Origin of the sequence: Nocardia arseniciresistens (assembly GCF_046764875.1) — a bacterium.
GTDB classification, from domain to species: domain Bacteria; phylum Actinomycetota; class Actinomycetes; order Mycobacteriales; family Mycobacteriaceae; genus Nocardia; species Nocardia arseniciresistens.
Window position 1 is genome coordinate 56,211 of record NZ_JBKORD010000022.1, and the last position, 25,446, is coordinate 81,656.

Here is a 25,446-nt window from a genome sequence, read left to right on the forward strand (position 1 = left end):
ATCGCTCCGCGATGCTGCGACCCCCGCCGCGGACCGAACAGTCACCGATGACCGACACAGGTGTGCGACGCACTGTGCTGCCCGGTGGATTACGCGTGGTTACCGAGCACGTGCCCGGCGTCCGCTCGGCCTCGATCGGAGTCTGGGTCGGCGTCGGTTCGCGCGACGAAGGACCCACCGTCGCCGGTGCCGCGCACTTCCTGGAACACCTGTTGTTCAAGGCGACTCCGACGCGCTCGGCGCTGGACATCGCGCAGGCGATGGATGCCGTCGGCGGTGAGCTCAACGCGTTCACCGCGAAGGAGCAGACCTGCTATTACGCGCATGTGATCGACGAGGACCTGGCGCTGGCGGTCGACATGGTCTCCGACGTGGTGCTCAACGGCCTGTGCCGTGCGTCCGACGTAGACGTGGAACGACAAGTGGTGCTCGAGGAAATCGCCATGCGCGACGACGATCCGGAGGACCTGGTCGGCGACGCGTTTCTCAGCGCGCTGTTCGGTGATCATCCGATCGGGCGTCCGGTGATCGGTTCCATCGAGTCCATCGAATCCATGCGGGCCGCGCAGCTCCGCGGGTTCCACACGCGCCGCTACCGGCCGGACCGGATGGTCGTCGCGGTGGCGGGCAACGTCGAGCACGAGCACACGGTGGAACTGGTGCACCGCGCGTTCGCCGACCGGCTCGATCCGGTTGCCGCGCCCGCACCGCGGCGCGAGGGACGGTTCCGGCCGCATAGCGAGCCGGAACTGCACAGGATCCATCGTGATAGCGAACAGGCCCACTTGGCCTTCGGGGTGCGTGCCTTCGGGCGGCACGAGGGGGAGCAGCGCTGGCCGCTGTCGGTGCTCAATACCGTGGTCGGTGGTGGACTGAGTTCCCGTCTGTTCCAACGCATTCGGGAGGAGCGCGGACTGGCGTACTCGGTGTACTCGGGTGTCGACACCTTCGCCGATACCGGCGCGTTCTCGGTGTACATCGGCTGCCAGCCGGAAAACCTCGGCAAGGTGGCGTCGCTGGCCCGCGGTGCGCTGGAAGAGGTTGCCGCCGATGGGATCACCGACGCCGAGTGTGCGCGCGCCAAGGGGTCGTTGCGCGGCGGACTCGTGCTCGGTCTGGAGGATTCCGCATCCAGGATGAACAGGATCGGCCGCAGCGAGCTCAGTTACGGCAACCATCGGAGTGTCTCGGAAACGTTGGCGCGCATCGACGCGGTGACTACCGAGGAGGTGTCGGCGATCGCGGCTACGCTGCTGGCAAGGCCGTTCGCCGTGTCTGTCGCGGGGCCCTACCGGCGCACCCGCGAATTGCCGACCGCCGTGCGACGATTGGTCGGGAGTTGACCGGGGGGTAGCCGACGGGAAGCGTCGACTTGATCGGGGGAATATGGAATCGATGACGGCGCTCGAGCGCGCGGAGGTGGCGGCGGAGCTCGGGCGGTTGGACGAAGCGCGCCATATTGTCGGCGTGGCGCTCGTCGCGGCGCCGAACAATCCGATGCTTCTCGAGCGGATGGCCGATCTGGAGTATCGGCTCGGTCATACCGAGGACGCGCTGCGGATGGCGGGGTGGGCGATCGCGACCGACCCGAATCGCTACGACGCGCATCTGACCTTGGCCATGGCCTACGAGGCGCGGGGCAAGAACGCGTCGGCGTTGCGGTACGCCAGGGCTGCGATGGCGCTGGAGCCGGACCGGGTGTCCAGCCTGTTGACGTTGGCCATGGTGATCTCCGGGGCGCCGGTCAAGTCCGCGCCGCTGCGGGCGGAGGCGCGGCATGCGCTCGAAGCGGCCGCTCGGCAGGCACCGGGTCATGCTGGCACCCATGCGTACATAGCGAACGTCTACCGGCGGCTCGGCGACCGTGAGGCCGCCGAAAAGCATCTCGACGCGGGGCTTGCCGCCGATCCGACCCATTCCGATCTCCTGGCCGAGAAGGCGAAGCTGGCGATATCGCGGCGCAGTGCCGTGCGGATTTTGCGTGGGGTGCTGGGCTCCCGTCCTGGTCACGACGAGGCCCGGCAACAGTTGGCCGCCATTACCTGGCGGGCGCTGCTGCGGCTGGCGGCGTGGTTGTGGTTCTACGCGATCGGCGTGGCGATCGGCTCGATGTGGATCGGTCCCGGCGTGCTGCGGCTGCTGAGCCTTGCGCTGTTCGTGATCGTCCCGGTGGCCTGGACCAGGGTATTCCGGGTGTTGCGAAAACAGTTGCCGCGGGGCTATTTACGGCAGCGGTTGCGTCGGCCAGCGGCAGTGCTCGCACTGGTCGTGCTGGTACTTGCGACGGTGATCGCTGACCTCGGCACCATTATCGTGCGGCTGGACTGGACGGCGGATTCGGTGCGCGGCGGGTACATCCTGCTGGAGGCGGGCGTCATCGGTGCCGCGCTCGCGCACTTGCTGTTCTTCGGCGCCTGGTTGCGCAGAACCGGCGGAGAGGAAGATCGGGAGGCGAGTTACGACTACGCCGTCGGTGGCGTTGCCATCGTGCTCGCTGTCGGGACGGTCACCATGGGATTGCTTGCCGCGCTGCGGCATTGGTCCCGGCAGCCCGCCGCGCTATGGGTGGTCATAGCCATCGTGTCGATCATCGGGGCGACCCTGGTGATCGAGATGTTGATGGCGGTGTTGCTGGAGAAGGCGCAGTTTCGGATCCGGTGGATCATGCTCATCGCGGTGCCGCTGCTCGCGCTCGCGGCCTGCGGAACCTGGTGGGGCACAGACCACATGGTGACGCGGACATTCCACAGCGAGGAACGTTTGAATTTGCCGAAAACCCCGCAGTTCCCACCGCTGCGTCCGCTGCCACCCATACCGACCTTTCGCGTGACGATCCCGCCGCTCCCGACTTCGCCCCCCGATGCACCAGATCGGGCCGGAGGATAGGAGGCGCGTCGCCACTGCCGGCTTATCAGGCGGAATGCTCTGCCACTCATGGCTCATCTGGGGGTCTGGGTTGGGATGTTCGAATCGGTGTCGCCGCGTTGGTGCCGACCCCGCGTGGTCCGGATGACGCCGTTTCAGGTTGTGCGAGCCTGATTGGCCGCATCAACCACGGCGGCCAGCAAACCGGGCAGGGCGTTGTCGAGGTCTTCGGTGCGCAGTCGCTGGCAAGTTTGGCCGTCGATGATCAGTCGCTCGATGATGCCCGCTTCGCGCAGAATCTTGAAATGATGCGTCGCGGTGGACTTGTTGATCACCTCGTATAGCGCGCTGCAACGCACGGCGTCGGCCGCGTTGCTGAGGCGCCGCACCATCTCGAGTCGCACTGGGTCCTGTAGTGCGCCCAGCACTGTGGCCAGCGGAGCCACCGGCGATGGTGCGGTACCCGCAGCCAACTCCTTAGCTCCAGTCATGATCTACCTCACTCTAGGGTTTGATGATCATCATACTAAATGTAGGGTAATCGAGTTCGATGAGAATCAAACTTACCTGATGGGAGCTGCGATGGCAGCGACAGTCGTGGCTGTGGATACACAGACTTCGCAGAGCTGGGCCTACCCGCTGGTGCTGGCCGCCAGCGGCGTAGCGCTCGGAGTGTCGGGGGTGCCCGCACCCCTGTACGGCATCTACGAGAAGGAGTGGCACCTCTCGCCGCTCACCACGACCTTTGTTTTCGCCGTGTACGCGGTCGCCGCGCTCGTTGCCGTGCTGGTATCGGGTCGGATCTCCGATGTCGTCGGGCGCAAACCGGTACTGCTCGGGGCTATTGCCACCATGATCGTCGGACTCGTGGTGTTCATGCTGGCAGATTCGGTACCGATGCTGCTGTTGGCTCGGGCGTTGCACGGGATCGCGGTCGGCTCGACGGTCGTCGCTGGTGCCGCGGCGCTGCTGGACATGCGGCCGACAAGAGGCGCGCGGTCCGGTCAGCTCAGTGGTGTCGCATTCAATGTCGGTATGGCCGTGGCGATTCTGGGGTCCGCGCTGCTGGCTCAGTACGCGCCGAACCCGCTGCGCACGCCCTATGTCGTCATCACTGTGGTCTGCTTGATCATCGGCGCCGGCGTGCTCGCGCTGAACGAGCCCCACAACGCGCGGGTCGCCGGTCGGATTCGGATCGCGAAACCCTCTGTTCCGCAAGAGATTCGAGCGGACTTCTGGTTCTCGGCAATCGGCGTGATGGCGGCATGGTCGGTGCTCGGCGTGCTGCTTTCGCTGTATCCCTCGCTCGCCGCTCAGAAAACCGGCATCCACAACCTGGTGTTCGGCGGCGCGGTAGTCGCGTCGACGGCCATATCCGGCGCCACCGCACAGCTCTTCGCGACCGGCATCCCCGCGCGAAAGGCGGCGATCATCGGTGACACCGGCATGGCAATCGCGCTGCTGCTCACCATCCCCGCCCTCGGCACCCACAACTGGGTCGTCGTCCTCGGCGCAGGTGTCCTGCTCGGTGTGACATTCGGCCTCGGCTTCGGCGGCTCACTGCGGCACTTGTCCGAGGTAGTGCCACAACACAAACGCGGCGAGACCATGTCGGCGTACTACCTACTCGCCTACACCGCCATGGCACTACCCACCATCCTCGCTGGTTGGGCAGCCACGACCTGGGGCCTGACCACAGTCTTTCCGTGGTTTGTCGTCGTCGTGGCCCTCGCCTGCTTCCTCGCCGCAGGGTTGGGCCTACGCCGAAACCGCGAGGCTCTGCAACCGGTCGTGTGAGCGGCACGCTAATATTGTTGTCACGCCGCGATGGCCTAGCCGTCGTGACGTGAATGCGGATGTAGCGCAGTGGTAGCGCATCACCTTGCCAAGGTGAGGGTCGCGGGTTCAAATCCCGTCATCCGCTCTCATAAATCTCCGCTGTGACCCGACGTCAACCGCCGTGCGGGCCAGGCGGCATTCTCATCGGCCTGGCCCGCGCGGCGCGGGTACCTCATTCCGCTCACCCAGGTTTACGTGTGGGCCGAGGCCGGGCTCACTCGTCGCGCTTGAACTGGATGATCTGAAGATAGTTTCCGTCAGGGTCGGCGAAGGTCGCGAAACGTCCGGCCGGGCGATCCTCGGCGGGGGCGATCCAATCCACGCCCGCCGCCCGCAACTGTTCTTCGACCTCGTCGAAATTGTCGACGTGGAAGTTGAGGATCACCCGGCCCGGCTCGCTGGTTGTCGAGCCGACGTCGTCCCGTTGGTCGATGACCAGCAGAAACCCTCCGAGATCGATCGCCCCTTCGCCCTTGTGTTCTGGGGCGAGTGCCTTGCGGTACCAGTCGCGCAGCACCGCGGGCCGAGTGCTGCCGAGCAGGATGCTGCCGGGTTTCGGGGTGGTCATTGAATCTCCCTATTGTGTGCAAGTAGCGGGTAGTGCGCATCAGGCTCGGAGTGGGCCCGATGTCGATGATTGATGCGTGGGGCTCAGGCCGTGTTTATGTCACGGATGCCGACTTGACCTCGACGAGAACAACATTCACCTCGCCCGCCAGTAACTCCCAGGCGTGATCGAAAGCGTCTTCTTGCCAGACGACCGCACCGGGGTTCAGGTCCACGATCTGCGTCGTCCCATCCGCCCAGGTCACTTTCTGTCGCCCGGAGCCGAGGTTGACCACCAGCATCGGCGGGTGCGAGTGCATCGCACTTTCCCAACCGTGCGAGGCGCGGGCATGGATCACCCGAACGTGTTCATTCTCGAACAAGACTTGGTGCGCATCGGGATCCACGATCGATGCATGCTGGGACTTCTGATCTGAGGCTGGGGTCTGTCTCGAAAGCGAAGTACTCATCGCAGGTTCCTGTCTGTCCGGGTTGTCGCGCGAGTTCGGGCTGCCGCTAAACAATAACCACATCGAGTTGTTAAAAACAATCACTATGAGTTGCAGTTTCGAATCAGGTCACGAAAGGGGTAGTGGCCGTGTCGAGCAGTCGTAGCCATGAGGACTCATGTCGATGCCTCGGGCTCTAGACGTCGCCGGGTGCGGTGAGCCAAAGAGTTGTGAAAAGCAACTACTATCAGTGGTAGTTTCGGATCCAGAGGACAAGAGGGTGTAGCGATGCCGACCAGTCGGAGCTATCGGGACTCATGTGGGATCGCTCGGGCTCTCGACGTAGTCGGGGAGCGGTGGGCACTGCTGGTTGTCCGGGAGCTGCTCTTGGTGCCGCAACGCTTCTCCGAGCTGCGGCACGCTCTGCCGCACGCCAGCTCGAACCTTCTTGCCGATCGACTTCGAGAACTCGAACATCACGGGGTGATCGGTCGCCGCAAGCTGACGTCAACGGCAGGCCCGCAGGTCTACGAACTGACAGAGTGGGGCCGGAAGCTGGAACCGATCGTTCTAGCCCTTGGCGATTGGGGGATCGATGCCCCCAACCCTCCAGAGCCCACCTCGCTCAGCGCCACCTCGGTGCTGATCTTTCTGCGAGGTGCCGCTCGTCCCGATTCGCCGCCGATCGTTTGTCGACTCGATCTCGACGGCTCGGTCTGGACGGTCTGCGTAGCTTCCGGAAAGGTTCAGGTGCACAGCGGTGAACCGGCCACGGCCGACATCTCGCTTCGTACAGACCCCAAGACGCTCGGCAGCCTGCTGGCTGATCCAGCCTCGCTCGACACTGCGCTCGCCGAAGGAAGCGTGGCCCTTGTGGGCGACCTTCTGGCCCTCAAACGGCTGCTATACGGGGGTTGAACTCCGGCTTGACCGGCGGCTTGTTCAACGACGACGAAGCCGACGGTCTCGGGCGAGCAGCCCGTTGTGAGCGAAGGGGTGCTCGGATTCAGGCGCTGCGCGGCGCGTACATGATGACTGCGACGCCGACCAGGCAGATCAAAGCGCCGGTGATGTCCCATCGATCGGGGCGGAATTCGTCCAGGGCCATACCCCAGGCGAGGGAACCTGCGACGAAGACGCCGCCGTAGGCGGCCAGGATGCGTCCGAAGTTGGCATCAGGTTGCAGGGTCGCGACGAATCCGTACAGGCCAAGGGCGATGACGCCTGCACCGATCCAGACCCACCCCCGGTGTTCGCGCACCCCTTGCCAGACCAGCCATGCGCCGCCGATCTCGGCGACGGCGGCCAGCGCGAACAACAGCAGCGAGCGCAGCACAGTCATGCGATGAACCCTACGAAATGAGCAGCACGCGGATTCCCGCGCGACCAGCTCTCGCCCGGTAGGTTCCACGCTCGCTGCGAGCCGCAAATCCAACCTGGTCGGTTGGGGTCGTACGGCACTATGCATCGAGGTCGCGAAGAACTCGTCGAACTCAGCGAGTCGTATCGGGCGCTCGGCAGTGGGCAGGGTGCAGGAATCGGGCACCCAGTCCTGCGAGGTGATGTCAATAGTCACAACCCCACGGTAAGGCTGTATTACCTCGGGTGCCTGCCCGCCGATCGTCGACTCGACAATCCACCCCGCCACGGCGGTCACCCCCTCGCGAATTGCCGAAAGCCTACTCCCCGTGGAGTATCTGGACTCTGGCTGCAAGATGCCATCGGAGCCGAGACGCTGCAACTGGCGAGCACGTCCGTGCTGTGGCCGTGCAGCTGCCGTCGGTGCGGTGGTGCCGGCCCGCAGCTCAGCGAACAGATAATCGGTTGCCTGTTGGCGATGGTGGTGGATGCAATGTCCGGCATGAATACGCCATCAACGCCATCTGGAGCGGGGCAGGCTGACGCACCATCCGTCCAGATCGGCGCTCTCGTTCCGCTGACTCGACCCGGCTGGGTCGAGGCAGGCCAACACTTGCTCGCGGGGCTCGAGCTGGCCGTTCGCGAAGTCAATGACGCCGGCGGGATCCTCGGAACACCACTCGAGCTGGTGGTCCGAGACACCGCGGCTGATCCGCAGCGGGCCGAGGCGGCCGTGGATGAATTGGCTCGCCTTGGCGTGGCTGCCTTGGCGGGGGAGTATCACAGCGTTGTCGCTCGCGTCGCTGCCGCCAGGGCCGACGCCCTCGGCCTGCCGTTCCTCTGCTCGTCAGCGGTTCTCGACGCGCTGACCGAACAGCCAACGGAATGGGTCGCGCGCCTGGCTCCGCCGCAGTCGCGCGGCTGGCAGGTCTACGCAGACTTTCTCCTCAGCGCGGGCCACCGTCGAATCGCCGTGGCAGCCGAGTCGAGCGTCTACTGGGTATCGGGGTCCCGCATTCTGCGGGACTACCTCAGTCCACGCGGCGGCACCATCATCGAACTCGACATGCGCGTGCTCGCCCCCACGGCCGTGTGCGACGAACTCGTCGACAGTCGCGCGACAGCCCTTCTTCTTCTGGTCGGCCACCCGGAGCCGGCAGTGTCGATCGTCAAGTCTGTCCGCCGCGACCAGCGCCTCGCCGCGATCATGATTGGTGCTCCGGCCGGGCAACCGGAATTCGCCGAATGGGTGTCGTTGCTGGGCGACGACAGCGCCGCGATCCCGTTCTTGCGCTACCTGCCCGAGCGCCTCAGCCCGCTCGGTGCACGAGTTGAGACGACGCTGCGCGAGCGGCTGGCCGCAGCGCCCTCCTTCGTAGCCTTCGAGGGCTACGACACGATCGCTGTCCTCGCCGCTGTGTTGCGTTCTCACGGTGCGGGCCGGGCGAGCACTGCCGAATCCTGGCCGCGCGTCGCGGTCGAAGGCACCCGCGGGCAGATCCAATTATCCCGCACGCCAGGCATCAGCGTTTGGCAATGGGCTCGGCCGCCAATCCAAGTCGTTGATCGAGATCCGGCGGAACCCGATCGCTTTCGGATCGTTCACACCAGCTGAGAGGAGTGGTGGTGACTGCCTACTGGGTGGCCGCCGCCGTCGCTGAAGGCGGCGTGCGATCCGGATCCGATCGTCAGCATGTCGCCAGGTCCATGCGGAGGAATTCGGTGATGCGAAGCACCTTTGGCGGACGGGTCGCCTCATCGGAGAGGGCTTGGAACGCCTCGTCTTTCCCGAGGAGGCGTGGGGCCGCGAGTTCTATTTCCTGCCCGTCGATTCGGAGCTGTGCGCCGCCGGCGATGAGGATGTTCTGGACCCAGTCCGCACCAGATCCGTACACCAGAACGAACAGGTAGCCGCCGTCGACAGGGTGTGCCTCGAGCGGCGTGCGGTACGTCGCGCCGGAGGTGCGACCGATGTGCGTCAGCACCGGCCACTTTCCGCCCGCGATTGCGTGCGGGTTGAACACTCGCTTGTTGATGTGTCCCCACCACCTCGGCATCGGCATTGCGATCTCCTTTTCTCGTCTCGGCGGGGGAGCGTCGTGGGTCGGATTCGCCGAGCTTCCATCTGGTACAACGTGGTCGGCTTACGCCTGTAAGGCGGGCTTACATCTGTAAGGTAGTCTTACGCGCGTAAGCCTGTCAATGCATCCGTCCCGGGAGCCGCCGTGTCACGACCACCACTCAGCAGCGGGCGTGTGCTGGAAGCCGCGATCCGGGTTGCGGATCGCGGTGGCGTGGAGGCGATCACGATGCGACGGGTGGCGCAGGAACTGGGTGTGGAGGCGATGTCGCTCTACCACCACGTACCGAACAAGGACGCGATCCTCGACGGGGTGGTCGACGTGGTGTTCGCGGCGATCGAGCTGCCCAGCGCCGATGGTGCGGATTGGCGCGACGTGCTCCGTGCGCGCGCCTGCTCCGCGCGTACGGTCCTGTCGTCGCACCGGTGGGCTCTCGGTCTCATGGACTCCCGTCGCAACCCGGGACCGGCCACACTGCGCCATCACGACGCCGTCCTCGGAGTCCTCAGAGAGGCGGGGTTCACACTGCCGATGGCGGCCCACGCTGTGTCGCTCATCGACAGCTATATCGGCGGGTATGTCCTTCAGGAGGCGAGTTTGCCGGTGACGACGCCCGACGAAGTCGAGGAAGTGGCGGGCGGCATCCTCGAGCACCTGCCGCAGGATCAGTTGCCGTACCTCAGGGAGATGATCGTCGACCACGCTTTACGGCCGGGCTACGACCACGCCAGCGAGTTCGGCTACGGCCTGGATCTGATTCTGGATGCGCTCGAAGCCCGCCGGAATTAGCGAGCGACAACTTGTCCAGCACATCCTTGGGTTCCATCTTGACGCCCATGCGCTCCATCAACTAGTCCGCGTCGCAGCCCCTGTCTGCGCGGCATTCCGCTCAGCTCGGCGAAGTAGGCCAGCTGTTCACGCGGGCGCATCTTCGCGTACAGCCCGCGCTCTTCGGGCAGGTATCCGATGCGGCGGCGGGACTGCTCGTCGACCACCGCGCCGTTCCATCGGACCTCGCCCGCATCCGCGAACAGCACGCCGAGCGCGATCCGCATGGCTGTCGTCTTGCCTGCGCCGTTCGCGCCGCGGAACCCGTACAGCTCACCGGGCCGGACGTCGAACGTCAGCCCGTTCAGACCTGTTTATCGCCGAATTGCTTTGTCAGTCCGTGGAATTCGAGCACGTCTGACATCTCCCCGTTTCGAGCTCATCCAAACATTTACCAGGTAGGAAAGCTGTTGAATCTTTGGAAACTAGATGCTAGGTTGGCAACATGGAACCGAGCGAAGCAAGACAACATCTGGATGGGGCCCGGGACTCGTATCAGTCCGCAGTACTGCCGCCGATGCCCGCCTGGATGCCGGTTACCTGTGGGGTCCTGATCGGCAGCGGGGTGGCGCTGGCCGGACAGGCCGCGCCGACCCCCTGGTTGCGAGTGCTTCTCATCGGAGTCGCCGTCGCCCTTGCTGGTGTCGGGGTGCTCTTGTACTCGTCATCGCGGCGCAAGAATGGAGTTCGCGGCCTGCGTGGCTCGGCTCGCGGTCAGGCGTCAACACTTACCGTCTGCGCCATCGCTTTTCTCATCAGCGCGGTGAACGCCTCCGCTGAACTCCGGTGGATCTACGTTGCCATCGGGGTGATCGTCGGGCTCGCAGTAGTGTTCGTGCTGGGGCGACGTAGATGACCGCGTCAGGTGAACTGGACCCGGCGTTCCGGTCCGCATCCCGGATCAGGGTCGCCGCCTACCTGTCGGGCTGTGATGAAGCGGAATTCCAGGCCGTCCAGACCTACTGCGAACTCACCCCGTCCAACCTGTCGAAGCTCGTCTCGGCAATGGAGGAGATAGGTTACGTATCCGCCAGAAAGGGGTATGTCGGGAAAACTCCGCGCACCTGGTTGGCGCTGACCGCTCTCGGCCGCTCCGCACTGGCGGCGCATCTGAACACACTTAAGAAGATTGCCGAGTCCGCGAGAATCGCGGGACATACGGAGGGGCGTCGGTGATCTGAGGGTGAGCATCGATGCCCCGTACGCATCATTCGAATTCAGCAGTTCTCGGTTGCGGCAATAATCGGAGGAAAGCCGCACCGAACAGCTCAGCCGAACAGTCCGGCTCGGGCACCGGTGAGTGCCAGCGCGGCAGCGGCGTCGGCGGTCGCGTCGGTCACCTGCTCTCGGGTGATGAGCGCGCGGAAGTAGATCGGCGCGACCAGCGCCTTGACGAGTTCGCCCGCATCGGTACCCTCGGGCAGTTCGCCGCGCTCGACGGCGCGGACGACCACCGGCAGCGACTTTCGGATGCGGTCGCGGAAGACGTGCCTGACCGCGTCGGGCGGGCGGGCCGATCCCGCCGTCTCAGAGAGCAGTACTGACAAGACCGCTTGTCCGCCTGTGCTTTTCACCCATGCGACCAGGCCTCGTGCCAGGTCGCGCAGGTCCTCGTCGATCGAACCCGTATCGGGGATGGGGATTTCGGCGGTGACGCTGTCGGCGAGCGCATCGGTGACCAGAGCGTCGCGGTCGGGCCAGCGGCGGTAGACGGTGGTCTTGTGGACCCCTGCGCGCCGGGCCACGTTCTCCATCGTGAGTGCCGCGTAGCCCTGCTCGCCGAGCTCCTCGACGGTCGCGGCCAGTACCGCGGCACGAACCTTCGGGCCACGTCCCAGCGGTGCGGGGGAACTCATTGCAACTCCTTGTTGCGATATCGGCGGGTTCGGGGCAAGCTCTAGATTATCGCATCGCAACTTGATGTTGCGATAATTGAGACGGGAGTTCCTCATGCAGTCGAAACTCGTTCGGTCAGCGGCAGTACTGTTCCCCGGCCTGTTGGCCGGAGCCTTCGGATACGGCGCGGTCAATGTGCTGTACGCATTCCGTGAGGTGCCGCTGGACGTCCGGTTCACCTTCCATGTCGCGCTCATGCGGGTCAATGGTCCGGTCATGCAGATCCTCATGGGGCTGACCATACTGAGCACGCTGATGCTGGCCGTGCGATCGACGTCACGATCCCGATGGCTGGCCGCCGGAGCATCGGGGCTCGCGGTCACCTCGTTCCTGGTTACCCGCCTCGGTAATGTGCCGATCAACCAAAAGATCAAGGTGTGGGCGGTCAGTGGCCCGCCGAGCGACTACACCGAGATTTTGCGGCGCTGGGAGCTGCTCCACTTCACCAGGACCGGCTGCGCACTGGTGGCCTTCGTCCTCGCGGTTGTCGTCGTGACCGGATTGCTGCCCGGTGAGCAGGACAGAGCGGGACGCGCCGACTGAGCGCAGCGGCCGCGACCTGCCGTCCGATTTCTTCAAGACTTCGCGATGGCGCGCAGGTTGAGTGTAGATATGAGGACCCACATCAACGCCATCACACTGGCCGTGAGCGACCTCGATCGCTCGTTCCGCTTCTACCACGAAGGTCTCGGCTTGCCCTCGCCTGGCATCATCGGCACCGAGTACGTGGGCGGCGACGACACCCCCGGCGGTTCGGCCGCCATGTTCACCCTCGACAACGGCCTCCTCCTCTCGCTCTACGGCCGCACCGACCTCGCCAAGGACGCCGACCTCCCCGATGGCCCGGTCACCGGTGCCGCAATGAGTCTCGGTTACTTCGTCGACACCAGAGAGGAGGTCGAGGAGGTCCTGGAAAGGGCACGTCAAGCCGGTGGCACCGTCGTCCGCCCGCCACTCGAACGTCCATGGGGCATCTATGCCGGCTATTTTGCCGACCCCGACGGCCACCTCTGGGAGGCGGTATTCTTCCTGGACGGCAAGCGACCCAGCTGATCCTCGCGAAGGCCGTTGTCAGGTAGAGATTTCGGTCTCGTGCACGGTGCGCCAGCGCAACTCCGGACCCTCGGCGATCAGTACGGCGGTCACCTGTCGGCAGCTGCCAGTTCCGCCGACGCGATGCAGCTCCATGAAACGGACGACTACGAGGTTTCCTTCGCGAGCCAGCTCGTGCACGTCGGAGATATCGATCTTCAACCCCGGCTGGATATTTCGGGCGCCACGTAACCCCGCGAGTAGTTCGGCTCGGCCGATTATCTCGCCGGAGGTGGTCACCATCGAGAATTCCTCGTGCTGGACCGCGGCAAATCGTTCGAAAACCTCCATGCCCGCGTTGGAACCGAGCCAGGCTGCCAGGTCGGCGTGCAGCGTCTCTACCGCTGCGACCGGATCACAAGAGACGTCAGCAAACATTCGCGAATCATAGGGCCGCGCGGGTCGCCGGTCTCGTTATCGGCGAGCTGTGCGCGTGTCGGTGACCTGGATCGGGTGGGTATCCGAAAAGGTTTGGGGCGCATCGGTCGCCGATCTCGTCCAGTAGTCGAAGAGCGACAATCCCACTACCATGCGGAGATGCGATGGGGGAGGCTGGGCGACCGACTGCACCGCGCGGCGTTGTTGCTCGCGGTTGTGGCTGTCGTGCTGTGTGGCTTGGCGATCGCGGGTCTGACCTGGTGGTTGTTGTGGTGGACTCTCGGGGCGAAGGCGGAGACGCCGAATCAGTTGGACCTCACCAAGATCGCGCTGTCGGTGGCGGCGGGTGTGGGCGGCGCGGTTGCTCTGGTCGTGGCCTACCGGCGGCAGCGGGATCTGGAGCGCGGCCGGTTCGCGGAGTTGTTCGGGGCGGCGGCTGAACAGCTGGGTGATGCCGACGTCGCGGTCCGGATCGCGGGGGTCTACGCGATGGCGGGGGTCGCCGACGAATTCGCGGCGCCTGGTCGAAGACAGCAGTGCATCGACGTGTTGTGCGGATATCTGCGGCTGCCCTTCGACATCGATGAGGGGACGAATCACCTTGTCTCGCGGGCCGAGTCGAGGGAAGAAGCCGGGGTCAGGGTCGAACGGGTCTACCAGTTCCGGCAGAACGACAGCGAGGTGCGCCGAACCATCGTCAAGGTGATCGTCAACCATGTGCGGCGCTCGGCGGAGGTGTCCTGGTCGGATCGCGAGTTCGCGTTCAACCGCGCGGTCCTGGAAAGGGCGGACTTCCGATACGCGGTGTTTGCCGGTAAGCACACCTCGTTCGCCCAAGCGATTTTCACCGGCAGAACCACATTCGAGCGCACGACCTTCTCCGGTCCACACGCCAGTTTCCGCGAAGCACGATTTCAGGATGGTTCCGCGGTGTTCGACCATGCCGAGTTCGGATCGACTCGTGTCGAGAAGTACGAGGTCGCCGGATTCGGCACCACCTTCAACGATGTCACCTTCGACTGCCCGACGTCATTCGAACACGTGACTTTTCGTGGCCCGCGCACCACCTTCCAGGGTGCTCGTTTCCTCGGCGCGCGAACCTCCTTCCAGGAGGCGAAGTTCCGCGCCGAGCTCACTTCCTTCGAGCGTTCGGTATTGGACGGCGAGCGAATCACCTTCGCGGGCAGTGAGTTCGCGAGCACCCGCATCACCTTCACCGGCACCCAGTTCTACGCCGCGACCATCGACTTCGACGACGCCCAGCTCGGCGCGCCATCCCGATTGCGTACCAGGGGAACTCGCGAGACGGACTTCAGACACGCCGAATTCCACGGTGCCCTCAGCTTCGCCCGCACCACTCTCGGCGGCCGCACCGTCGACTTCTCCGAAGGTGACTTCTTCGGTGATATCTCCTTCCGCACCACCCGTTTCGCCGCCAACGAGGTCAGGTTCGACGATCCCGCGGCGTGGGTCGGCGCCCACTTCGATTGGGACGACAATCCCATCCGTAAGCCTGCTTGCGTCAAGCCCAACCCTTGGCCACCGGCACCGGTTCAGCCCCCTGCGCCGACCCGGTGATTTCGCGGTATCGAACATTCTGTCTTCACCGCCGCCCGCATGCAGCCGGGCCGCGCCGACGGTGGTCGCTTCGATGAGCAGGCAGACGTCTGGATGAACCGGGGCGGCGCCCGATTCGGACGCCGCCCTTGCTGTTCTTACCTCGGCCAGCCGCCGTAGGGGACGGTGATCAATTCCATGAAGTGGCCGTTGGGGTCTTGGAAGTAGACGCCGCGGCCGCCGTCGTTGTTATTGATCACGTTGACGCCCCGCTTCTGGGGGTCGGCCCAATGCTCCAGTTTGTAGCGCTGGATTTTGGCGTAGGCCACGTCGAACTCGGCCTCGGACATCAGGAATGCGTAGTGCTGCGGCTGGATTTCGGTGACATGAGGGGGAAGTCCGGCGAAATCGAAGGTGACTCCGTTGCCCGTGGAAAGCGGGATGAACGGGCCCCATTCTGTGCCGAGTTCCAAGCCGAGGATGTCTGCCCAGAATTCGGCGGACACCCGATTGTCGTGACAACCGACAATGGTGTGATTGAACTGTACGGACAGGGGATTGCTCCTTGTGTCGTGACGGTCCCGACCCTGGGCTCGGTACAAGGCGGCCTACAGGAGCACCGTCACGGCCGAAGATGGTAGCACCGAAAGCGTCGAGCGTGCCAGCCTTTCGTGATCTCGGCCAGCTCGGCCGGCTGGCCGCTGAGCTCGGCGGTTCGAGGAGCGCCACGAACGATCAGGACCGGGGAACCGGTATGCGGTCGGCGCGCGGATTGAGCTGGCCCCTCGGCTGTCATGGCCGGTCACGGGGCTGAGCGAGTCGGCAGGTTGGTGGCCGCTCGGGGTCACTTTCGGGGTATCCGCTCGGCGGTGCGGACCGTGGGCGGTAGCGTCGGCGGAATGAAGATTCGTGGGGCGGTCCTGGAGCAGATCGCAGCGCCCGTGCCGTTCGCCGAATCGGCGCCGATCACCGTGTGTGAGCTGGAGCTGGGCGAACCAGGACCCGGCGAGCTGCTGGTGCGGATCGAGGCGGCGGGACTGTGCCATTCGGACCTGTCGGTGGTCGATGGGAACCGGGTGCGACCGGTGCCGATGCTGCTCGGACATGAGGCGGCGGGGCGGGTCGAGGCCGTCGGCGCCGGCGACTCCGATATCGCGGTCGGGCAGCGCGTGGTGATGACCTTCCTGCCGCGCTGCGGCGACTGCGCGGGCTGTGCGAGCGAGGGGCGGACGCCGTGCGGGCCCGGCAGCGCGGCCAACAATGCGGGCGAGCTGCTCAACGGTGGCCGACGGCTGCGCCGTGATGGTGCGGAGGTGCACCATCATCTGGGTGTTTCCGCATTCGCCACCTACGCCGTCGTTGATCGCCGTTCGGTGGTGCCGGTCGACGATGATGTGCCACCGGAGGTCGCGGCAGTGCTCGGCTGTGCCGTCCTGACCGGTGGCGGCGCGCTGCTCAACTCCGCGAAGCCGGGACCCGCCGACCGGATCATGGTTGTCGGGCTCGGTGGTGTCGGGATGGCGGCGCTGCTCGTCGCGGTATCGCTGGGTGGCGCGGAGGTCATCGCGGTCGACACTGTTCCGGAAAAGCTCTCTCTGGCAAAGGAACTCGGTGCCACTGCGGCCTATACTCCGGCCGAGGTCGTCGAGCGGGGGGTGCAGGCGGAGGTCGTCGTCGAGGCGGCGGGCAATATTCGCGCCTTCGAAACCGCGGTCGCGGCAACGGCGCCCGGCGGCACGACGGTCACTGTGGGTCTACCCGCTCCCGATGCGAGGGCGAGCATTTCACCCCTCGCCCTTGTCGCGCAGGGCCGTTCGATCATCGGCAGCTACCTCGGCTCCGCGGTGCCGTCGCGCGACATCCCCGAGTACGTCCGGATGTGGCGCGAGGGCAGGCTACCGGTCGAGCGGCTGGTGTCCGCACACGTCGGACTCGACGAAATCAACCATGCGATGGACGAACTCGCCGCCGGCCACGCGCTGCGTCAGGTGATCGTCTTCGAGTGACGTCGCTGTCATCGATCGTCCGATTCTCGACGCGCCGCGGCGGGATTGTCGAGCGCGTCGACGAAACGGTTGAGCAGGCGGGCGAATTCGGTGCGTTCTTGGTCGGTCCAGTCCGACATGGCTGCGGCCATGGCGCCGCGGCGGCCGTCGCGGGCCGCGGCTACCAGGCGCGTGCCGTCGGGGGTGAGACGCAGGACGGCGCGGCGGCCGTCGTGCTTGTCGGCCACTCGTTCGAGTAGGTCGGACGAAACTGCCTGGGCGACAAGGCGACTCGCGCGCGGCTGGTCGACGCCGAGTACGGGCGCCAAGGTTCCGACGGTGGCGGCGTCGGATGCGGCCACGGCGTCGAGGACACGGAATACGGCGATCGGCACGGTCGACTTACCTGCTGCCAATGCGCCACGGGTCTGCCTGCGCCGGATTCGGACCATTGCCGCTTCGACGGCCTCGGTGATCAAATCATGCTCTTCCATCGACCCTACTTTCATGTAAGACTACATGTAGTTGTAATCTTACATGCTCTTGGAGGAATGATGGCCGAACGGCGCCCGATCGGGTACTGGCTCAAGGAGCTCGATCGACTTGTCACCGCGCGGTTCGAGGAGGATCTCGCGGCGGGCGACCTGAGTCGCAGGCAGTGGCAGATGCTCAACTCGCTTGCCGAGGGGCCGCGCCCAGCGGGCGAGGTTCGTGATGGCCTCGCGCCGTTCTGGACCGAGGCGGGGGAGTGGGATGCTCAGCTCGCGCGGTTGGTGGAGCGCGGCCTCGTCGTCGAGGACTCGGGCAAATTGTCACTGACCGACGTGGGTCGCGCGACACACGACGACGCGTTCGCCCGGATCGGTCGTCGGCGGCGCGCGATGGTCGAGGGCATCACCGATGAGCAATATCTCGAGACGGTGCGCATCCTCGAAAAGATGGCCGCGAATATGGCGGCCGAATAGCTATGTCACGCTGAGGAACTCGGTCACCGCATCGATGTAGTCGGCGGGGCGACTGATCAGGAGCGAGTGTCCGCCGGTCGGGATGGTGCGGTATCGGCCGGTTGGATGTAGTTCGAGCAAGCGGCCGGTGTGGGTGGTGGTGATCAGTGGGTCGTCGTCGGCGCGAAAAAGCAGCGTGGGTCCCTGCCAGGCCGTGCCCGCCATGATCTCGTCGAGGCGTTCGGCGAGTTGCAGCATCCGCTGGTACGACAGGACCGTGCCCGCACTGCCCGCCGGGTCGGTGACGGCTTCGATCTGCTCGATCCAGAATTCGGCATCCTCGTGTCGCCCCACAGGCCGCGCAACGCCGTGCGGACCGATTCGCGGGCCTGCGTCCATGGCGTGTTCCCTGCGGTGTCCACGCGCATCCGCAACCGATCCAGATCTTCGGGACCGTAGAGGCCGGTGCTGGTCAGCGTCAGGGATCTGATGCGCTCCGGTGCCCGTCGCGACAGCAGTTCGGCGAACATGCCGCCCGCGGACTGGCCGACCACGTGGGTTCGGTCGATGCCCTCGGCGTCGAGTATGGCGACGAGGCCATCGACGACCTCATCGCAGGTTTCGATGAGCGGTGGGAAGTCGGGGGCCAGCGTCCGAAACCTTGGGTGCAGCGCAGGGCGTGGACCCACGGCGAGATGGGCGGCGCCCGCGACTGCGCTCGGGGCGGCGGGCGGACCGTGCGCGAGCGCGCCCTTATAGGCTTTGTGGAACTGGAGCGGAACGAGGAGGTGCGGTGACCATTCGGGTCGGAGTGCTCGGTGCACGCGGGAAAGTCGGACAGGCGATCTGTGCGGCGGTGGAGGCTGCCACCGATCTGGAGCTGGTCGCCGCCGTCGACAAAGATGATTCCCTCGAGGCGTTCACCGAGGTGAATACGCAGGTCGTCGTCGATTTCACGCACCCGGACGTGGTGATGGGGAATCTGAAGTTTCTGGTGGAGCGCGGGATTCACGCGGTGGTCGGCACCACCGGTTTCGATGCCGCGCGGCTCGACGAGGTACGCGGCTGGCTGGCCGAGCGCCCGGAGACCGGCGTACTGATCGCGCCGAACTTCGCGATCGGCGCGGTGCTGTCCATGCGTTTCGCCGAACAGGCCGCCCGGTTCTTCGAATCGGTCGAGGTCATCGAGCTGCATCACCCGAACAAGGCCGATGCGCCTTCGGGTACCGCCTACCGCACCGCAGGGCTGATCGCGGCCGCCAGGGAACGTGCCGGTGTCGGCCGCAGTCCGGACGCGACAAGCACCGAACTCGAAGGCGCGCGCGGCGCCGATGTCGAGGGCGTGCGGGTGCATTCGGTGCGGCTGGCAGGGCTGGTCGCACATCAAGAGGTGCTCTTCGGTACGCAGGGCGAAACTCTCACCATCCGGCACGACTCCATCGACAGGAACTCCTTCGCCCCCGGCGTACTGCTCGGCGTGCGCGAGATCGCCGCGCGCCCCGGCCTGACCGTCGGACTCGATCCGTTGCTGGATCTGTGAGCACACCGGAACCGGTCGAGTCGCAGGATTCCGGCCGCGGCACCGAGGTACGCAAGGTCGTCGCACTACTTGCGGCGCTTGTCGTCGTACTCGGCTTCTACTTCCTGCTGCTCGGCCGAATTTCGTTGAGCCTCATCAGATCCGGTGATGTCGCCGCGATCATTATCGGCGTCGGTGTGCTGATCTTGCCGTTGCTCGGCGTGTGGATGGTGGTGGCCACCGTGCGCTCGGCGCTGTCGCATCAGCACCTGGCCCGCCGCATCCACGACGAGGGCCTGGAACTCGATACCTCCGAGCTGCCCCGCCGTCCGTCCGGCCGCATCGAACGCGCCGCGGCGGATAAATTGTTCGACCAGGTCAAGCAGGAATGGGAGGCAGACCCGGACAACTGGCGCGTCTCTTACCGGCTGGCCCGCGCCTACGACTACGCGGGCGACCGCACCCGCGCGCGCGAGACCATGCGGCGCGCGGTGGAGCTGGAGAAACTCGAGCGCGAATGACCTCGAACGCGTCGAGCTCGCCCCGCGCTACGCTCAGCGACGTGCCTCGGTTGTTGATCGTTCATCACACGCCCTCGCCACATATGCAGGAAATGTTCGAGGCGCTGATTGCCGGCGCGACGGACCCGGAGATCGAAGGTGTCGAGGTGGTTCGCCGCGCGGCCCTCGCGGTGACGCCCGTCGACATGCTGGGGGCCGACGGTTACCTGCTCGGGACCCCCGCGAACCTGGGCTACATGTCCGGCGCGCTCAAGCACGCCTTCGATGTCTGCTACTACCCGTGCCTGGATTCGACCGGTGGTCGCCCATACGGTCTCTACCTGCACGGTAACCAGGGCACCGAGGGTGCCGAGCGTGCTGTCGAGAGCATCACGACCGGTATGGGCTGGGTGAAAGCCGCCGCACCCGTCATCGTTTCCGGGGCGCCCACGAAGGCTGACCTCCAGCGGTGCACAGAACTCGGTGCTACCATCGCCGCCCAGCTCATGCTCTGAAATTCGCCGCGACCGACCGGAATCTGCCACCGTCGGTATCCGGGTGGGCCCCCGCTTTTGGTGGCTGACCTCCGGAAGCATCCGCCGGGCATACTCATGGTGACGTTGTAGCGGTGGGGCTGTGGACGAGCTACTCAGGATGGGAGTTCGAGGTGACCTGGGTCGAAGGTGGCGCGGATGCGCCACGGCGGATTGGTCTCGTCGAAGACCACGAATCGGTCGCGATCGGGCTTGCCGCAATGCTCGCACCGGAACCGGATCTCGATTTGGTGCTGACCGCGGGGACCGTGCCGGAACTGTTGGCCGCCGCTGCCGTCGGCCTAGCGGCCGATGCGGCAGTGCCACTGACCGCGGCGCGACCCGTGCTGGACTTGGTGGTGCTGGACCTGCGGCTGGCCGACGGATCCTCACCCGAGGACAACGTGCGCGCACTGCGCGACCGCGGGATGGAGGTCCTGGTGTTCACGGGGGCGGACAACGCGTTTCTGGTGCGCGCGGCCGCGAAGGCCGGTGTGCTCGGCGTGGTGCGCAAATCCGAGAATCTGCCGACCGTGGTCGCGGCCGTACGCAGGGCAGCGTCCGGCGAGCAAGTGGTGACCACCGATTGGGCCGCGGCCATCGACGGTGATCCACAGCTGTCCAACGTGGGGTTGAGCCCGCGTCAAGAAGAGGTGCTCACCCTGTATGCCTCGGGCGAGAAGGCCTCCAGGGTCGCGCGGCTGACCGGCCTTTCCGAGCAGACGGTCAACGACTATCTCGGCCGGATTCGGCAGAAGTATTCCGACGCCGGTCGCCCTGCTCCTACCAAGACCGACCTGTACAAGCGGGCGGTGGAGGACGGATGGCTGCCGGTTCCCGAGCGCATCCGCGCGCATGAGTGAGCTTAGCGAGCGAACATGAGCGCAGCCGCAGTCGCGGTCATGCCGGAGTCGGGCGCCGGCGAGGCGCAGGTATGACCGCGTCCAGCACGCTGGACAGCCCTGCCGCGGATTCCGTGACGCTGGACCGCTTCCGGTCGAGTCGTTGGCGCCGTCGCGTAGCGGCGGTGTCCGGGGAAAATCACGCCGAGTCGACCGCCGACCGCATTCTGCGCAGGCTCGGTCTGACCATCGGTCTCGCCGGACTGATCGTCGCCGTGGTGGAACTGCCCGACATCGCCGACCAGAGCCGATTCGTGGCGCCCGGCTGGACCGCGCTGACCGTGATACTCGCCCTCGGCTGGTTTCCGGTGCTCGCCGTGGTGTCGCTCGGGCGAAGCAGACGGGTGATCCGGACGGTAGCCGGACTTGCGGCGCTGAGTTTCCTCGCGGCGATGGCGACTATTCCGTTGGCCTACTCGGAGCCGACCTCGGACGCGTCCTCGGTGTGGGTGTATCGGGTGCTCGCGCTCGGTGTCCTCGCGGCGGCCTTGGCGTGGCGGCCGCCGCTGTCGGTCGTCTATCTGATCGTCGCGGCAGGGGAAGCGGCGCTGGCGAATCGTTCTGTTGTGGCGGGTGGCACCACGTTGTCGCTGATCGGCGACTTCGCGCGCGCGGCTGGGCTGTGCGCGATGTTCCTGTGGTGCTGTACCTACGCGCTCGCGTCGGCGGCGCGCGTCGACCGTGAGTCGGTGATCGCGAGCAAGCGGGCCGCGGCCGTGGCAGGCGCGGCGGCAAGGGATCGTGAGCAGGCGAGATTCGCCGCGCTGATCCATGATGCGGTGCTGTCGACGTTGCTCGATGCTTCCCGGGCGGGCACCGAATCGCCGGTGCTGCGCCAACAGGCGCAACGAACACTCGACCAACTCGACGAATGCCGCGGCGGTGACACCGAACCCGACCATCTCGACGCGCAATCGGCGGTCGGCTTCCTGCGCTCGGCGGTACACGAGGTGAATCCCGGAGTCCGATTCACCGCACGGCGTTGGGCAGGGCTCGATGATTTGCGGTTACCGGTCGACGCCGCGGGCACCATCGCCGCCGCGCTCGCGGAGGCGGTGCGCAACAGTCTGCGTCATGCGACGGTGCCGGGCAGGTCGGTACGGCGAACGGTGACTGTCACCGTGAGCGCGGGCGGTATCCGCGTGGTGTTCCGCGACGACGGCGCCGGTTTCGATCTGGATCGGGTGCCCGCCGATCGGCTCGGCAACTCGGTCAGCATTCTCGGGCGGATGCGACAGCTGGCGGGCGGGGCCGGATTCGTGGAATCCCAACCGGGAGAAGGCACCACGGTGACGCTGGTCTGGGGTGGCGGTGGCTGACACCCATACCGAATTCGGGCTGCGCGACCTGCTCGGCCTGCGAGATCGCTGGGCATGGCTGTTCCTGCTTGTTTTCGAGCTGACCATCGTGCTGTACATGCTGCGGAATCTGCCAGAGGCAGCGCCCATACCGGCGCTGGCCGCGCTGCTGATCATGGTCGTCGCCGGTGTATTGGTGCTGGTGATTCCGGTCGACCCGCTGCCGTGGCCGGCCACGGTGTTCGTCGCGGCCGCTGGACCGGTGGCGACCGCGCTGACCACCATCGATGTCACACACGGCCTGACAAAACCGGTGTGGACCCCGTTCGCGTCGTCCTACGTCCTCGCGGTGCTGGTGCTGCGCGGCCGCTTGGGCGCTGCCTGGCTCGGTGTCGGCGGGATCGCGGTGGTGATCGCCCTCGTCGGTGTGATGACCGGAGTGCGGGTCGGTGTCGTGGTCGGGTCGGTGGTACCGGTCGCGACGGTAGCGGGCATCTCGATCTGTGCGGCGGTCATGCGACCGATGCAGCGATCGCTGCGCCTGCTGCGGGAGGATGCGACCATGCGCGCGGCGGCGGAGGCTACCATGGCCGCGGAGAACGGTGAACGGGATCGACAGCTGGCCAGGCTCGACAAGGTCGCCCGCCCGATCCTCGAACGCATCGCCGGTGGTGCCGAGCTCACCGCGGCCGAGCGCGAACAGTGCAGGCTGCTCGAGGCCGAACTGCGCGACGGGCTGCGCGCGCCACAGTTGGTCACCGATGAATTGAGCAGTGCCGCCCGAGGTGCGCGCTCCCGTGGCGTCGAGGTGGTGCTGCTCGACGACGGCGGCTTCGCCGGGGTGCCGCACTGGGTGCGTCAGCAGGTAATCGACTCGGCGACAAAGGAATTGGATGCGGCCAACACGGGTTCGGTGACGGTGCGGGTGCTGCCGATGGGCCGCAGGATCTTGGCAACGGTGCTCGCGAACGCGCCCGAACTCGATCGGCGCACCGAGATCGACACCGCGGGAGAGGTGTCGATCTCGACCTGACGATGGCCGCGGCGGGGATCTTGTCGGACCTTCATGGCACAGTGCGGTCATGCGGAAGATGAGTGCGGCGGCGGCGCGGCGAACGGCGTTGGCCGCGCAGGGTTTCGGCAGGCGCAAACCGGCCGCGCCGACCCGGCGAACGGTGCTCGATGTTGTGGGCAGAACGCAACTGCTGCAACTGGATTCGGTATCGGCAGTGGTTCGCGCGCACTACGCGCCGGTGTTCAGCAGAATCGGCGGCTACGACCGCGCGCTGCTGGACGAGGCCGCCTGGAGTCACGGGGCGCGGCGGCCACGCAAACTTGTCGAATACTGGGCACACGAGGCCGCGTTGATCCCGGTCGAGGACTGGCCGCTGATGCGGTGGCGGATGGCTAGATACGACCACGGCCGCTGGGAGGGTATGCGGCGGGCGGTCGAGCGCAATCCCACGCTCGGCAACGACGTCCTCGAGGTGATCGCGGAGGTCGGCGCGGCGACCGCCGGTGAGGTAGAACGGCACCTCGAGCTGGATAAGCCGCGCCCCAAGGGGTCCTGGTGGAACCTCAGCGACACGAAGATGATCTGCGAGCAACTCTTCGCCAATGGCGCACTTTCGGTTGACAAGCGGGTCGGTTTCGCCAGGCACTACGACCTGGTCGAACGGGTGATTCCGCCGGAGATATTGGCGCGTGAGGTTGCCGAGGACGAAGCCATCCGCGAATTGACGCTGCGTGCGGCGACCGCGCTCGGCGTGGCGACCGAAGCCGACCTGCGCGATTACTACCGAACCCATCGCACGCAGACCGAACCTGCCATCGCCGCCCTGGTCGACGCGGGGGAGCTGGAACGGGTCGAGGTCGTGGGCTGGGACAAGCCCGCCTACCTGCGGACCGGTGCCGCGACGCCACGCCGGATCGAGGGCGCGGCCCTATTGTGCCCGTTCGATCCGCTGATCTTCTTCCGTGCGCGCACCGAGCGGGTATTCGACTTCCACTACCGGATCGAGATCTACACGCCGGAACCTAAACGGGTGCACGGCTATTACGTCTTCCCGTTCCTGCTCAACGGTGAGCTCGTCGGCCGTGTCGACCTACGCGCCGAGCGCGCGGCAGGACGGCTGTTGGTACCCGGCGCTTTCGCCGAACCTGGTTACTGCACATCGGAGACCGTCGCAGCGCTCGCCGAGGCGCTGCGAGAAATGGCGGACTGGCTCGAACTGGACAAAGTGGTGATCGGTGAGCGCGGTGATCTCGCCCCGCTGTTGTGATCCGACCTTGGGGTCTGATCTGACCTCGGGTGTGATCAGACGTCGCGCTTGGGCCCATAACCACGCATCTGATCGCGCAGCGCGCCCGAAACCACGCCCGACAGCCACGAGTTGAGCGACATATTGCTCTGCGCGGCAGCCTCTTCGGCACGCGATTTCAGCTGTTCGACCAGACGCAGGGTGACGCGGCTGATATCGCCGGTCATTTCCTCGAAGCTCGGATGGTCGCCCTCGGCAGAGGTTGCCGAGTTCTTGCGCACATCCACGCTCGCGTCGGTTCCGTCGACGGAGACGTGCACGGTGCGGTCACCGAGCGCGGTGCTGACCTCGGTGGCCATGTCCGATAGTGCGGCAAGCAGTGCGAGCCGGGTCGCACTCTCCGCCGCCGCGGCCAACGCGGCGGCGGTGGCCTGGGTTTTTTCGTCCCCGAGCGCGGCGGCCGCGATCAGGTCGTCACGTAGCCGATTGGTGTACTTGTTGAGATCCATGACATCATTGTGACGCCATTCGTGATGTCATACAAGGTGCGGCTTGACGCCAGTGCCGCGCAGTGGGAGTCGAATCGCTCGCATGGGCGGTCCGATCGGTGGTCA

Annotated in this window: 33 protein-coding genes, 1 tRNA gene and 1 pseudogene; 22 read left to right on the plus strand and 13 right to left on the minus strand. The window is 65.9% G+C overall.

The features are described from left to right. The first annotated feature begins 47 nt into the window (after positions 1-47). A complete protein-coding gene (locus ACLMAJ_RS32895) occupies positions 48-1,343 on the plus strand; it encodes a M16 family metallopeptidase (RefSeq protein ID WP_412017775.1) in 1,296 nt (431 codons plus the stop codon). A 52-nt stretch (positions 1,344-1,395) separates the two neighbouring features. Further along, the gene (locus tag ACLMAJ_RS32900; RefSeq protein WP_412017776.1) at positions 1,396-2,886 is read left to right on the plus strand and encodes a tetratricopeptide repeat protein; all 1,491 of its coding nucleotides are present in this window, start codon (positions 1,396-1,398) and stop codon (positions 2,884-2,886) included. A 134-nt stretch (positions 2,887-3,020) separates the two neighbouring features. Here ACLMAJ_RS32900 and ACLMAJ_RS32905 read toward each other — a convergent pair whose 3' ends face one another. Further along, on the minus strand, positions 3,021-3,356 hold the full coding sequence (locus ACLMAJ_RS32905; protein WP_412017777.1) for an ArsR/SmtB family transcription factor: 336 nt from the start codon (positions 3,354-3,356) through the stop codon (positions 3,021-3,023). On the opposite strand from ACLMAJ_RS32905, the gene ACLMAJ_RS32910 reads away from it, so the two are divergent. Further along, positions 3,355-4,662 carry an MFS transporter gene (locus ACLMAJ_RS32910; RefSeq protein WP_412017778.1) on the plus strand — a complete coding sequence of 436 codons (1,308 nt, stop codon included), beginning with the start codon at positions 3,355-3,357 and terminating at the stop codon, positions 4,660-4,662. The two genes, ACLMAJ_RS32905 and ACLMAJ_RS32910, sit on opposite strands and share 2 nt — an antisense overlap. Before the next feature lie 55 nt (positions 4,663-4,717). Further along, positions 4,718-4,789: transfer RNA gene (locus ACLMAJ_RS32915), tRNA-Gly, on the plus strand. Between the two features lie 129 nt (positions 4,790-4,918). On the opposite strand, the gene ACLMAJ_RS32920 is transcribed toward ACLMAJ_RS32915, so the two are convergent. Both ACLMAJ_RS32920 and ACLMAJ_RS32925 read right to left on the minus strand, forming a co-directional pair. Then, on the minus strand, positions 4,919-5,272 hold the full coding sequence (locus ACLMAJ_RS32920) for a VOC family protein (protein WP_412017779.1): 354 nt from the start codon (positions 5,270-5,272) through the stop codon (positions 4,919-4,921). Positions 5,273-5,366: 94 nt separating this feature from the next. Continuing rightward, entirely contained in the window at positions 5,367-5,804 is a 438-nt protein-coding gene (locus tag ACLMAJ_RS32925; RefSeq protein WP_412017780.1) for a hypothetical protein, read from the minus strand. 183 nt (positions 5,805-5,987) lie between these two features. Between ACLMAJ_RS32925 and ACLMAJ_RS32930 the strand changes: the two genes are divergently transcribed. Beyond that, positions 5,988-6,617, plus strand: a complete 630-nt coding sequence (locus ACLMAJ_RS32930; RefSeq protein ID WP_412017781.1) for a winged helix-turn-helix transcriptional regulator — start codon at positions 5,988-5,990, stop codon at positions 6,615-6,617. Between the two features lie 88 nt (positions 6,618-6,705). Here ACLMAJ_RS32930 and ACLMAJ_RS32935 read toward each other — a convergent pair whose 3' ends face one another. Then, positions 6,706-7,041 (minus strand): YnfA family protein, encoded by a 336-nt coding sequence (locus tag ACLMAJ_RS32935; RefSeq protein ID WP_412017782.1) that lies wholly within the window; start codon positions 7,039-7,041, stop codon positions 6,706-6,708. A gap of 519 nt (positions 7,042-7,560) precedes the next feature. Here ACLMAJ_RS32935 and ACLMAJ_RS32940 point away from each other — a divergent pair. Next, entirely contained in the window at positions 7,561-8,673 is a 1,113-nt protein-coding gene (locus ACLMAJ_RS32940; protein WP_412017783.1) for an ABC transporter substrate-binding protein, read from the plus strand. Positions 8,674-8,746: 73 nt separating this feature from the next. Here ACLMAJ_RS32940 and ACLMAJ_RS32945 read toward each other — a convergent pair whose 3' ends face one another. After that, a complete protein-coding gene (locus tag ACLMAJ_RS32945; protein WP_412017784.1) occupies positions 8,747-9,121 on the minus strand; it encodes a nitroreductase family deazaflavin-dependent oxidoreductase in 375 nt (124 codons plus the stop codon). Positions 9,122-9,283: 162 nt separating this feature from the next. Between ACLMAJ_RS32945 and ACLMAJ_RS32950 the strand changes: the two genes are divergently transcribed. Beyond that, positions 9,284-9,928, plus strand: coding sequence for a TetR/AcrR family transcriptional regulator (locus tag ACLMAJ_RS32950; protein ID WP_412017786.1), 645 nt, complete (start codon positions 9,284-9,286; stop codon positions 9,926-9,928). Here ACLMAJ_RS32950 and ACLMAJ_RS32955 read toward each other — a convergent pair. Then, positions 9,925-10,275 (minus strand): ATP-binding cassette domain-containing protein, encoded by a 351-nt coding sequence (locus ACLMAJ_RS32955; RefSeq protein ID WP_412017867.1) that lies wholly within the window; start codon positions 10,273-10,275, stop codon positions 9,925-9,927. The two genes, ACLMAJ_RS32950 and ACLMAJ_RS32955, sit on opposite strands and share 4 nt — an antisense overlap. A 137-nt stretch (positions 10,276-10,412) precedes the next feature. Here ACLMAJ_RS32955 and ACLMAJ_RS32960 point away from each other — a divergent pair, with 137 nt between their 5' ends. Beyond that, positions 10,413-10,823, plus strand: a complete 411-nt coding sequence (locus ACLMAJ_RS32960; RefSeq protein WP_412017787.1) for a hypothetical protein — start codon at positions 10,413-10,415, stop codon at positions 10,821-10,823. Then, the gene (locus ACLMAJ_RS32965) at positions 10,820-11,143 is read left to right on the plus strand and encodes a transcriptional regulator (protein WP_412017788.1); all 324 of its coding nucleotides are present in this window, start codon (positions 10,820-10,822) and stop codon (positions 11,141-11,143) included. The genes ACLMAJ_RS32960 and ACLMAJ_RS32965 overlap by 4 nt, the downstream gene beginning before the upstream one ends. Before the next feature lie 92 nt (positions 11,144-11,235). On the opposite strand, the gene ACLMAJ_RS32970 is transcribed toward ACLMAJ_RS32965, so the two are convergent. Continuing rightward, positions 11,236-11,823, minus strand: a complete 588-nt coding sequence (locus ACLMAJ_RS32970) for a TetR/AcrR family transcriptional regulator (RefSeq protein ID WP_412017790.1) — start codon at positions 11,821-11,823, stop codon at positions 11,236-11,238. A gap of 94 nt (positions 11,824-11,917) precedes the next feature. On the opposite strand from ACLMAJ_RS32970, the gene ACLMAJ_RS32975 reads away from it, so the two are divergent. Then, the gene (locus ACLMAJ_RS32975; protein WP_412017791.1) at positions 11,918-12,406 is read left to right on the plus strand and encodes an anthrone oxygenase family protein; all 489 of its coding nucleotides are present in this window, start codon (positions 11,918-11,920) and stop codon (positions 12,404-12,406) included. A gap of 69 nt (positions 12,407-12,475) precedes the next feature. Continuing rightward, a complete protein-coding gene (locus ACLMAJ_RS32980; RefSeq protein ID WP_412017792.1) occupies positions 12,476-12,916 on the plus strand; it encodes a VOC family protein in 441 nt (146 codons plus the stop codon). Between the two features lie 18 nt (positions 12,917-12,934). Here ACLMAJ_RS32980 and ACLMAJ_RS32985 read toward each other — a convergent pair whose 3' ends face one another. Continuing rightward, positions 12,935-13,333: a hypothetical protein gene (locus tag ACLMAJ_RS32985; RefSeq protein WP_412017793.1), complete on the minus strand. Its 399-nt coding sequence runs from the start codon at positions 13,331-13,333 to the stop codon at positions 12,935-12,937. A gap of 159 nt (positions 13,334-13,492) precedes the next feature. On the opposite strand from ACLMAJ_RS32985, the gene ACLMAJ_RS32990 reads away from it, so the two are divergent. Beyond that, positions 13,493-14,911, plus strand: a complete 1,419-nt coding sequence (locus tag ACLMAJ_RS32990; protein ID WP_412017794.1) for a pentapeptide repeat-containing protein — start codon at positions 13,493-13,495, stop codon at positions 14,909-14,911. A gap of 137 nt (positions 14,912-15,048) precedes the next feature. On the opposite strand, the gene ACLMAJ_RS32995 is transcribed toward ACLMAJ_RS32990, so the two are convergent. Further along, a complete protein-coding gene (locus ACLMAJ_RS32995; protein WP_412017868.1) occupies positions 15,049-15,444 on the minus strand; it encodes a VOC family protein in 396 nt (131 codons plus the stop codon). 345 nt (positions 15,445-15,789) lie between these two features. Between ACLMAJ_RS32995 and ACLMAJ_RS33000 the strand changes: the two genes are divergently transcribed. Continuing rightward, on the plus strand, positions 15,790-16,896 hold the full coding sequence (locus ACLMAJ_RS33000; RefSeq protein ID WP_412017795.1) for an alcohol dehydrogenase catalytic domain-containing protein: 1,107 nt from the start codon (positions 15,790-15,792) through the stop codon (positions 16,894-16,896). 8 nt (positions 16,897-16,904) lie between these two features. Here the strand turns inward: ACLMAJ_RS33000 and ACLMAJ_RS33005 are convergent, their stop codons facing one another. After that, on the minus strand, positions 16,905-17,369 hold the full coding sequence (locus ACLMAJ_RS33005; RefSeq protein WP_412017796.1) for a MarR family winged helix-turn-helix transcriptional regulator: 465 nt from the start codon (positions 17,367-17,369) through the stop codon (positions 16,905-16,907). 60 nt (positions 17,370-17,429) lie between these two features. Here ACLMAJ_RS33005 and ACLMAJ_RS33010 point away from each other — a divergent pair, with 60 nt between their 5' ends. Further along, positions 17,430-17,840, plus strand: a complete 411-nt coding sequence (locus tag ACLMAJ_RS33010) for a MarR family winged helix-turn-helix transcriptional regulator (RefSeq protein WP_412017797.1) — start codon at positions 17,430-17,432, stop codon at positions 17,838-17,840. Here ACLMAJ_RS33010 and ACLMAJ_RS33015 read toward each other — a convergent pair whose 3' ends face one another. Next, positions 17,841-18,218, minus strand: a complete 378-nt coding sequence (locus ACLMAJ_RS33015) for an alpha/beta fold hydrolase (RefSeq protein ID WP_412017876.1) — start codon at positions 18,216-18,218, stop codon at positions 17,841-17,843. A gap of 110 nt (positions 18,219-18,328) precedes the next feature. Then, positions 18,329-18,373 (minus strand): annotated as a pseudogene (locus ACLMAJ_RS33020) (hypothetical protein); the annotation flags it as partial. On the opposite strand from ACLMAJ_RS33020, the gene ACLMAJ_RS33025 reads away from it, so the two are divergent. The 8 genes from ACLMAJ_RS33025 to ACLMAJ_RS33060 all read left to right on the plus strand — a co-directional run bounded on the left by ACLMAJ_RS33025 (position 18,374) and on the right by ACLMAJ_RS33060 (position 24,853). Then, a complete protein-coding gene (locus ACLMAJ_RS33025; RefSeq protein WP_412017877.1) occupies positions 18,374-18,616 on the plus strand; it encodes a hypothetical protein in 243 nt (80 codons plus the stop codon). Beyond that, positions 18,613-19,359, plus strand: coding sequence for a 4-hydroxy-tetrahydrodipicolinate reductase (dapB, locus tag ACLMAJ_RS33030; RefSeq protein WP_412017798.1), 747 nt, complete (start codon positions 18,613-18,615; stop codon positions 19,357-19,359). Before ACLMAJ_RS33025 ends, dapB begins: the two co-directional genes overlap by 4 nt. Continuing rightward, the gene (locus ACLMAJ_RS33035; RefSeq protein WP_412017799.1) at positions 19,356-19,859 is read left to right on the plus strand and encodes a tetratricopeptide repeat protein; all 504 of its coding nucleotides are present in this window, start codon (positions 19,356-19,358) and stop codon (positions 19,857-19,859) included. Before dapB ends, ACLMAJ_RS33035 begins: the two co-directional genes overlap by 4 nt. Continuing rightward, positions 19,856-20,353 carry a flavodoxin family protein gene (locus tag ACLMAJ_RS33040; RefSeq protein ID WP_412017800.1) on the plus strand — a complete coding sequence of 166 codons (498 nt, stop codon included), beginning with the start codon at positions 19,856-19,858 and terminating at the stop codon, positions 20,351-20,353. Before ACLMAJ_RS33035 ends, ACLMAJ_RS33040 begins: the two co-directional genes overlap by 4 nt. A gap of 152 nt (positions 20,354-20,505) precedes the next feature. After that, the gene (locus tag ACLMAJ_RS33045) at positions 20,506-21,234 is read left to right on the plus strand and encodes a DNA-binding response regulator (RefSeq protein WP_412017801.1); all 729 of its coding nucleotides are present in this window, start codon (positions 20,506-20,508) and stop codon (positions 21,232-21,234) included. 71 nt (positions 21,235-21,305) lie between these two features. After that, complete coding sequence (locus tag ACLMAJ_RS33050; protein WP_412017802.1) at positions 21,306-22,592, plus strand: sensor histidine kinase; 1,287 nt, start codon at positions 21,306-21,308, stop codon at positions 22,590-22,592. Next, positions 22,585-23,604, plus strand: coding sequence for a hypothetical protein (locus ACLMAJ_RS33055; protein WP_412017803.1), 1,020 nt, complete (start codon positions 22,585-22,587; stop codon positions 23,602-23,604). The genes ACLMAJ_RS33050 and ACLMAJ_RS33055 overlap by 8 nt, the downstream gene beginning before the upstream one ends. A gap of 49 nt (positions 23,605-23,653) precedes the next feature. After that, complete coding sequence (locus ACLMAJ_RS33060; RefSeq protein WP_412017804.1) at positions 23,654-24,853, plus strand: winged helix-turn-helix domain-containing protein; 1,200 nt, start codon at positions 23,654-23,656, stop codon at positions 24,851-24,853. 35 nt (positions 24,854-24,888) lie between these two features. Here the strand turns inward: ACLMAJ_RS33060 and ACLMAJ_RS33065 are convergent, their stop codons facing one another. Next, positions 24,889-25,341 (minus strand): hypothetical protein, encoded by a 453-nt coding sequence (locus ACLMAJ_RS33065; RefSeq protein WP_412017805.1) that lies wholly within the window; start codon positions 25,339-25,341, stop codon positions 24,889-24,891. Between the last annotated feature and the right edge of the window lie 105 nt (positions 25,342-25,446).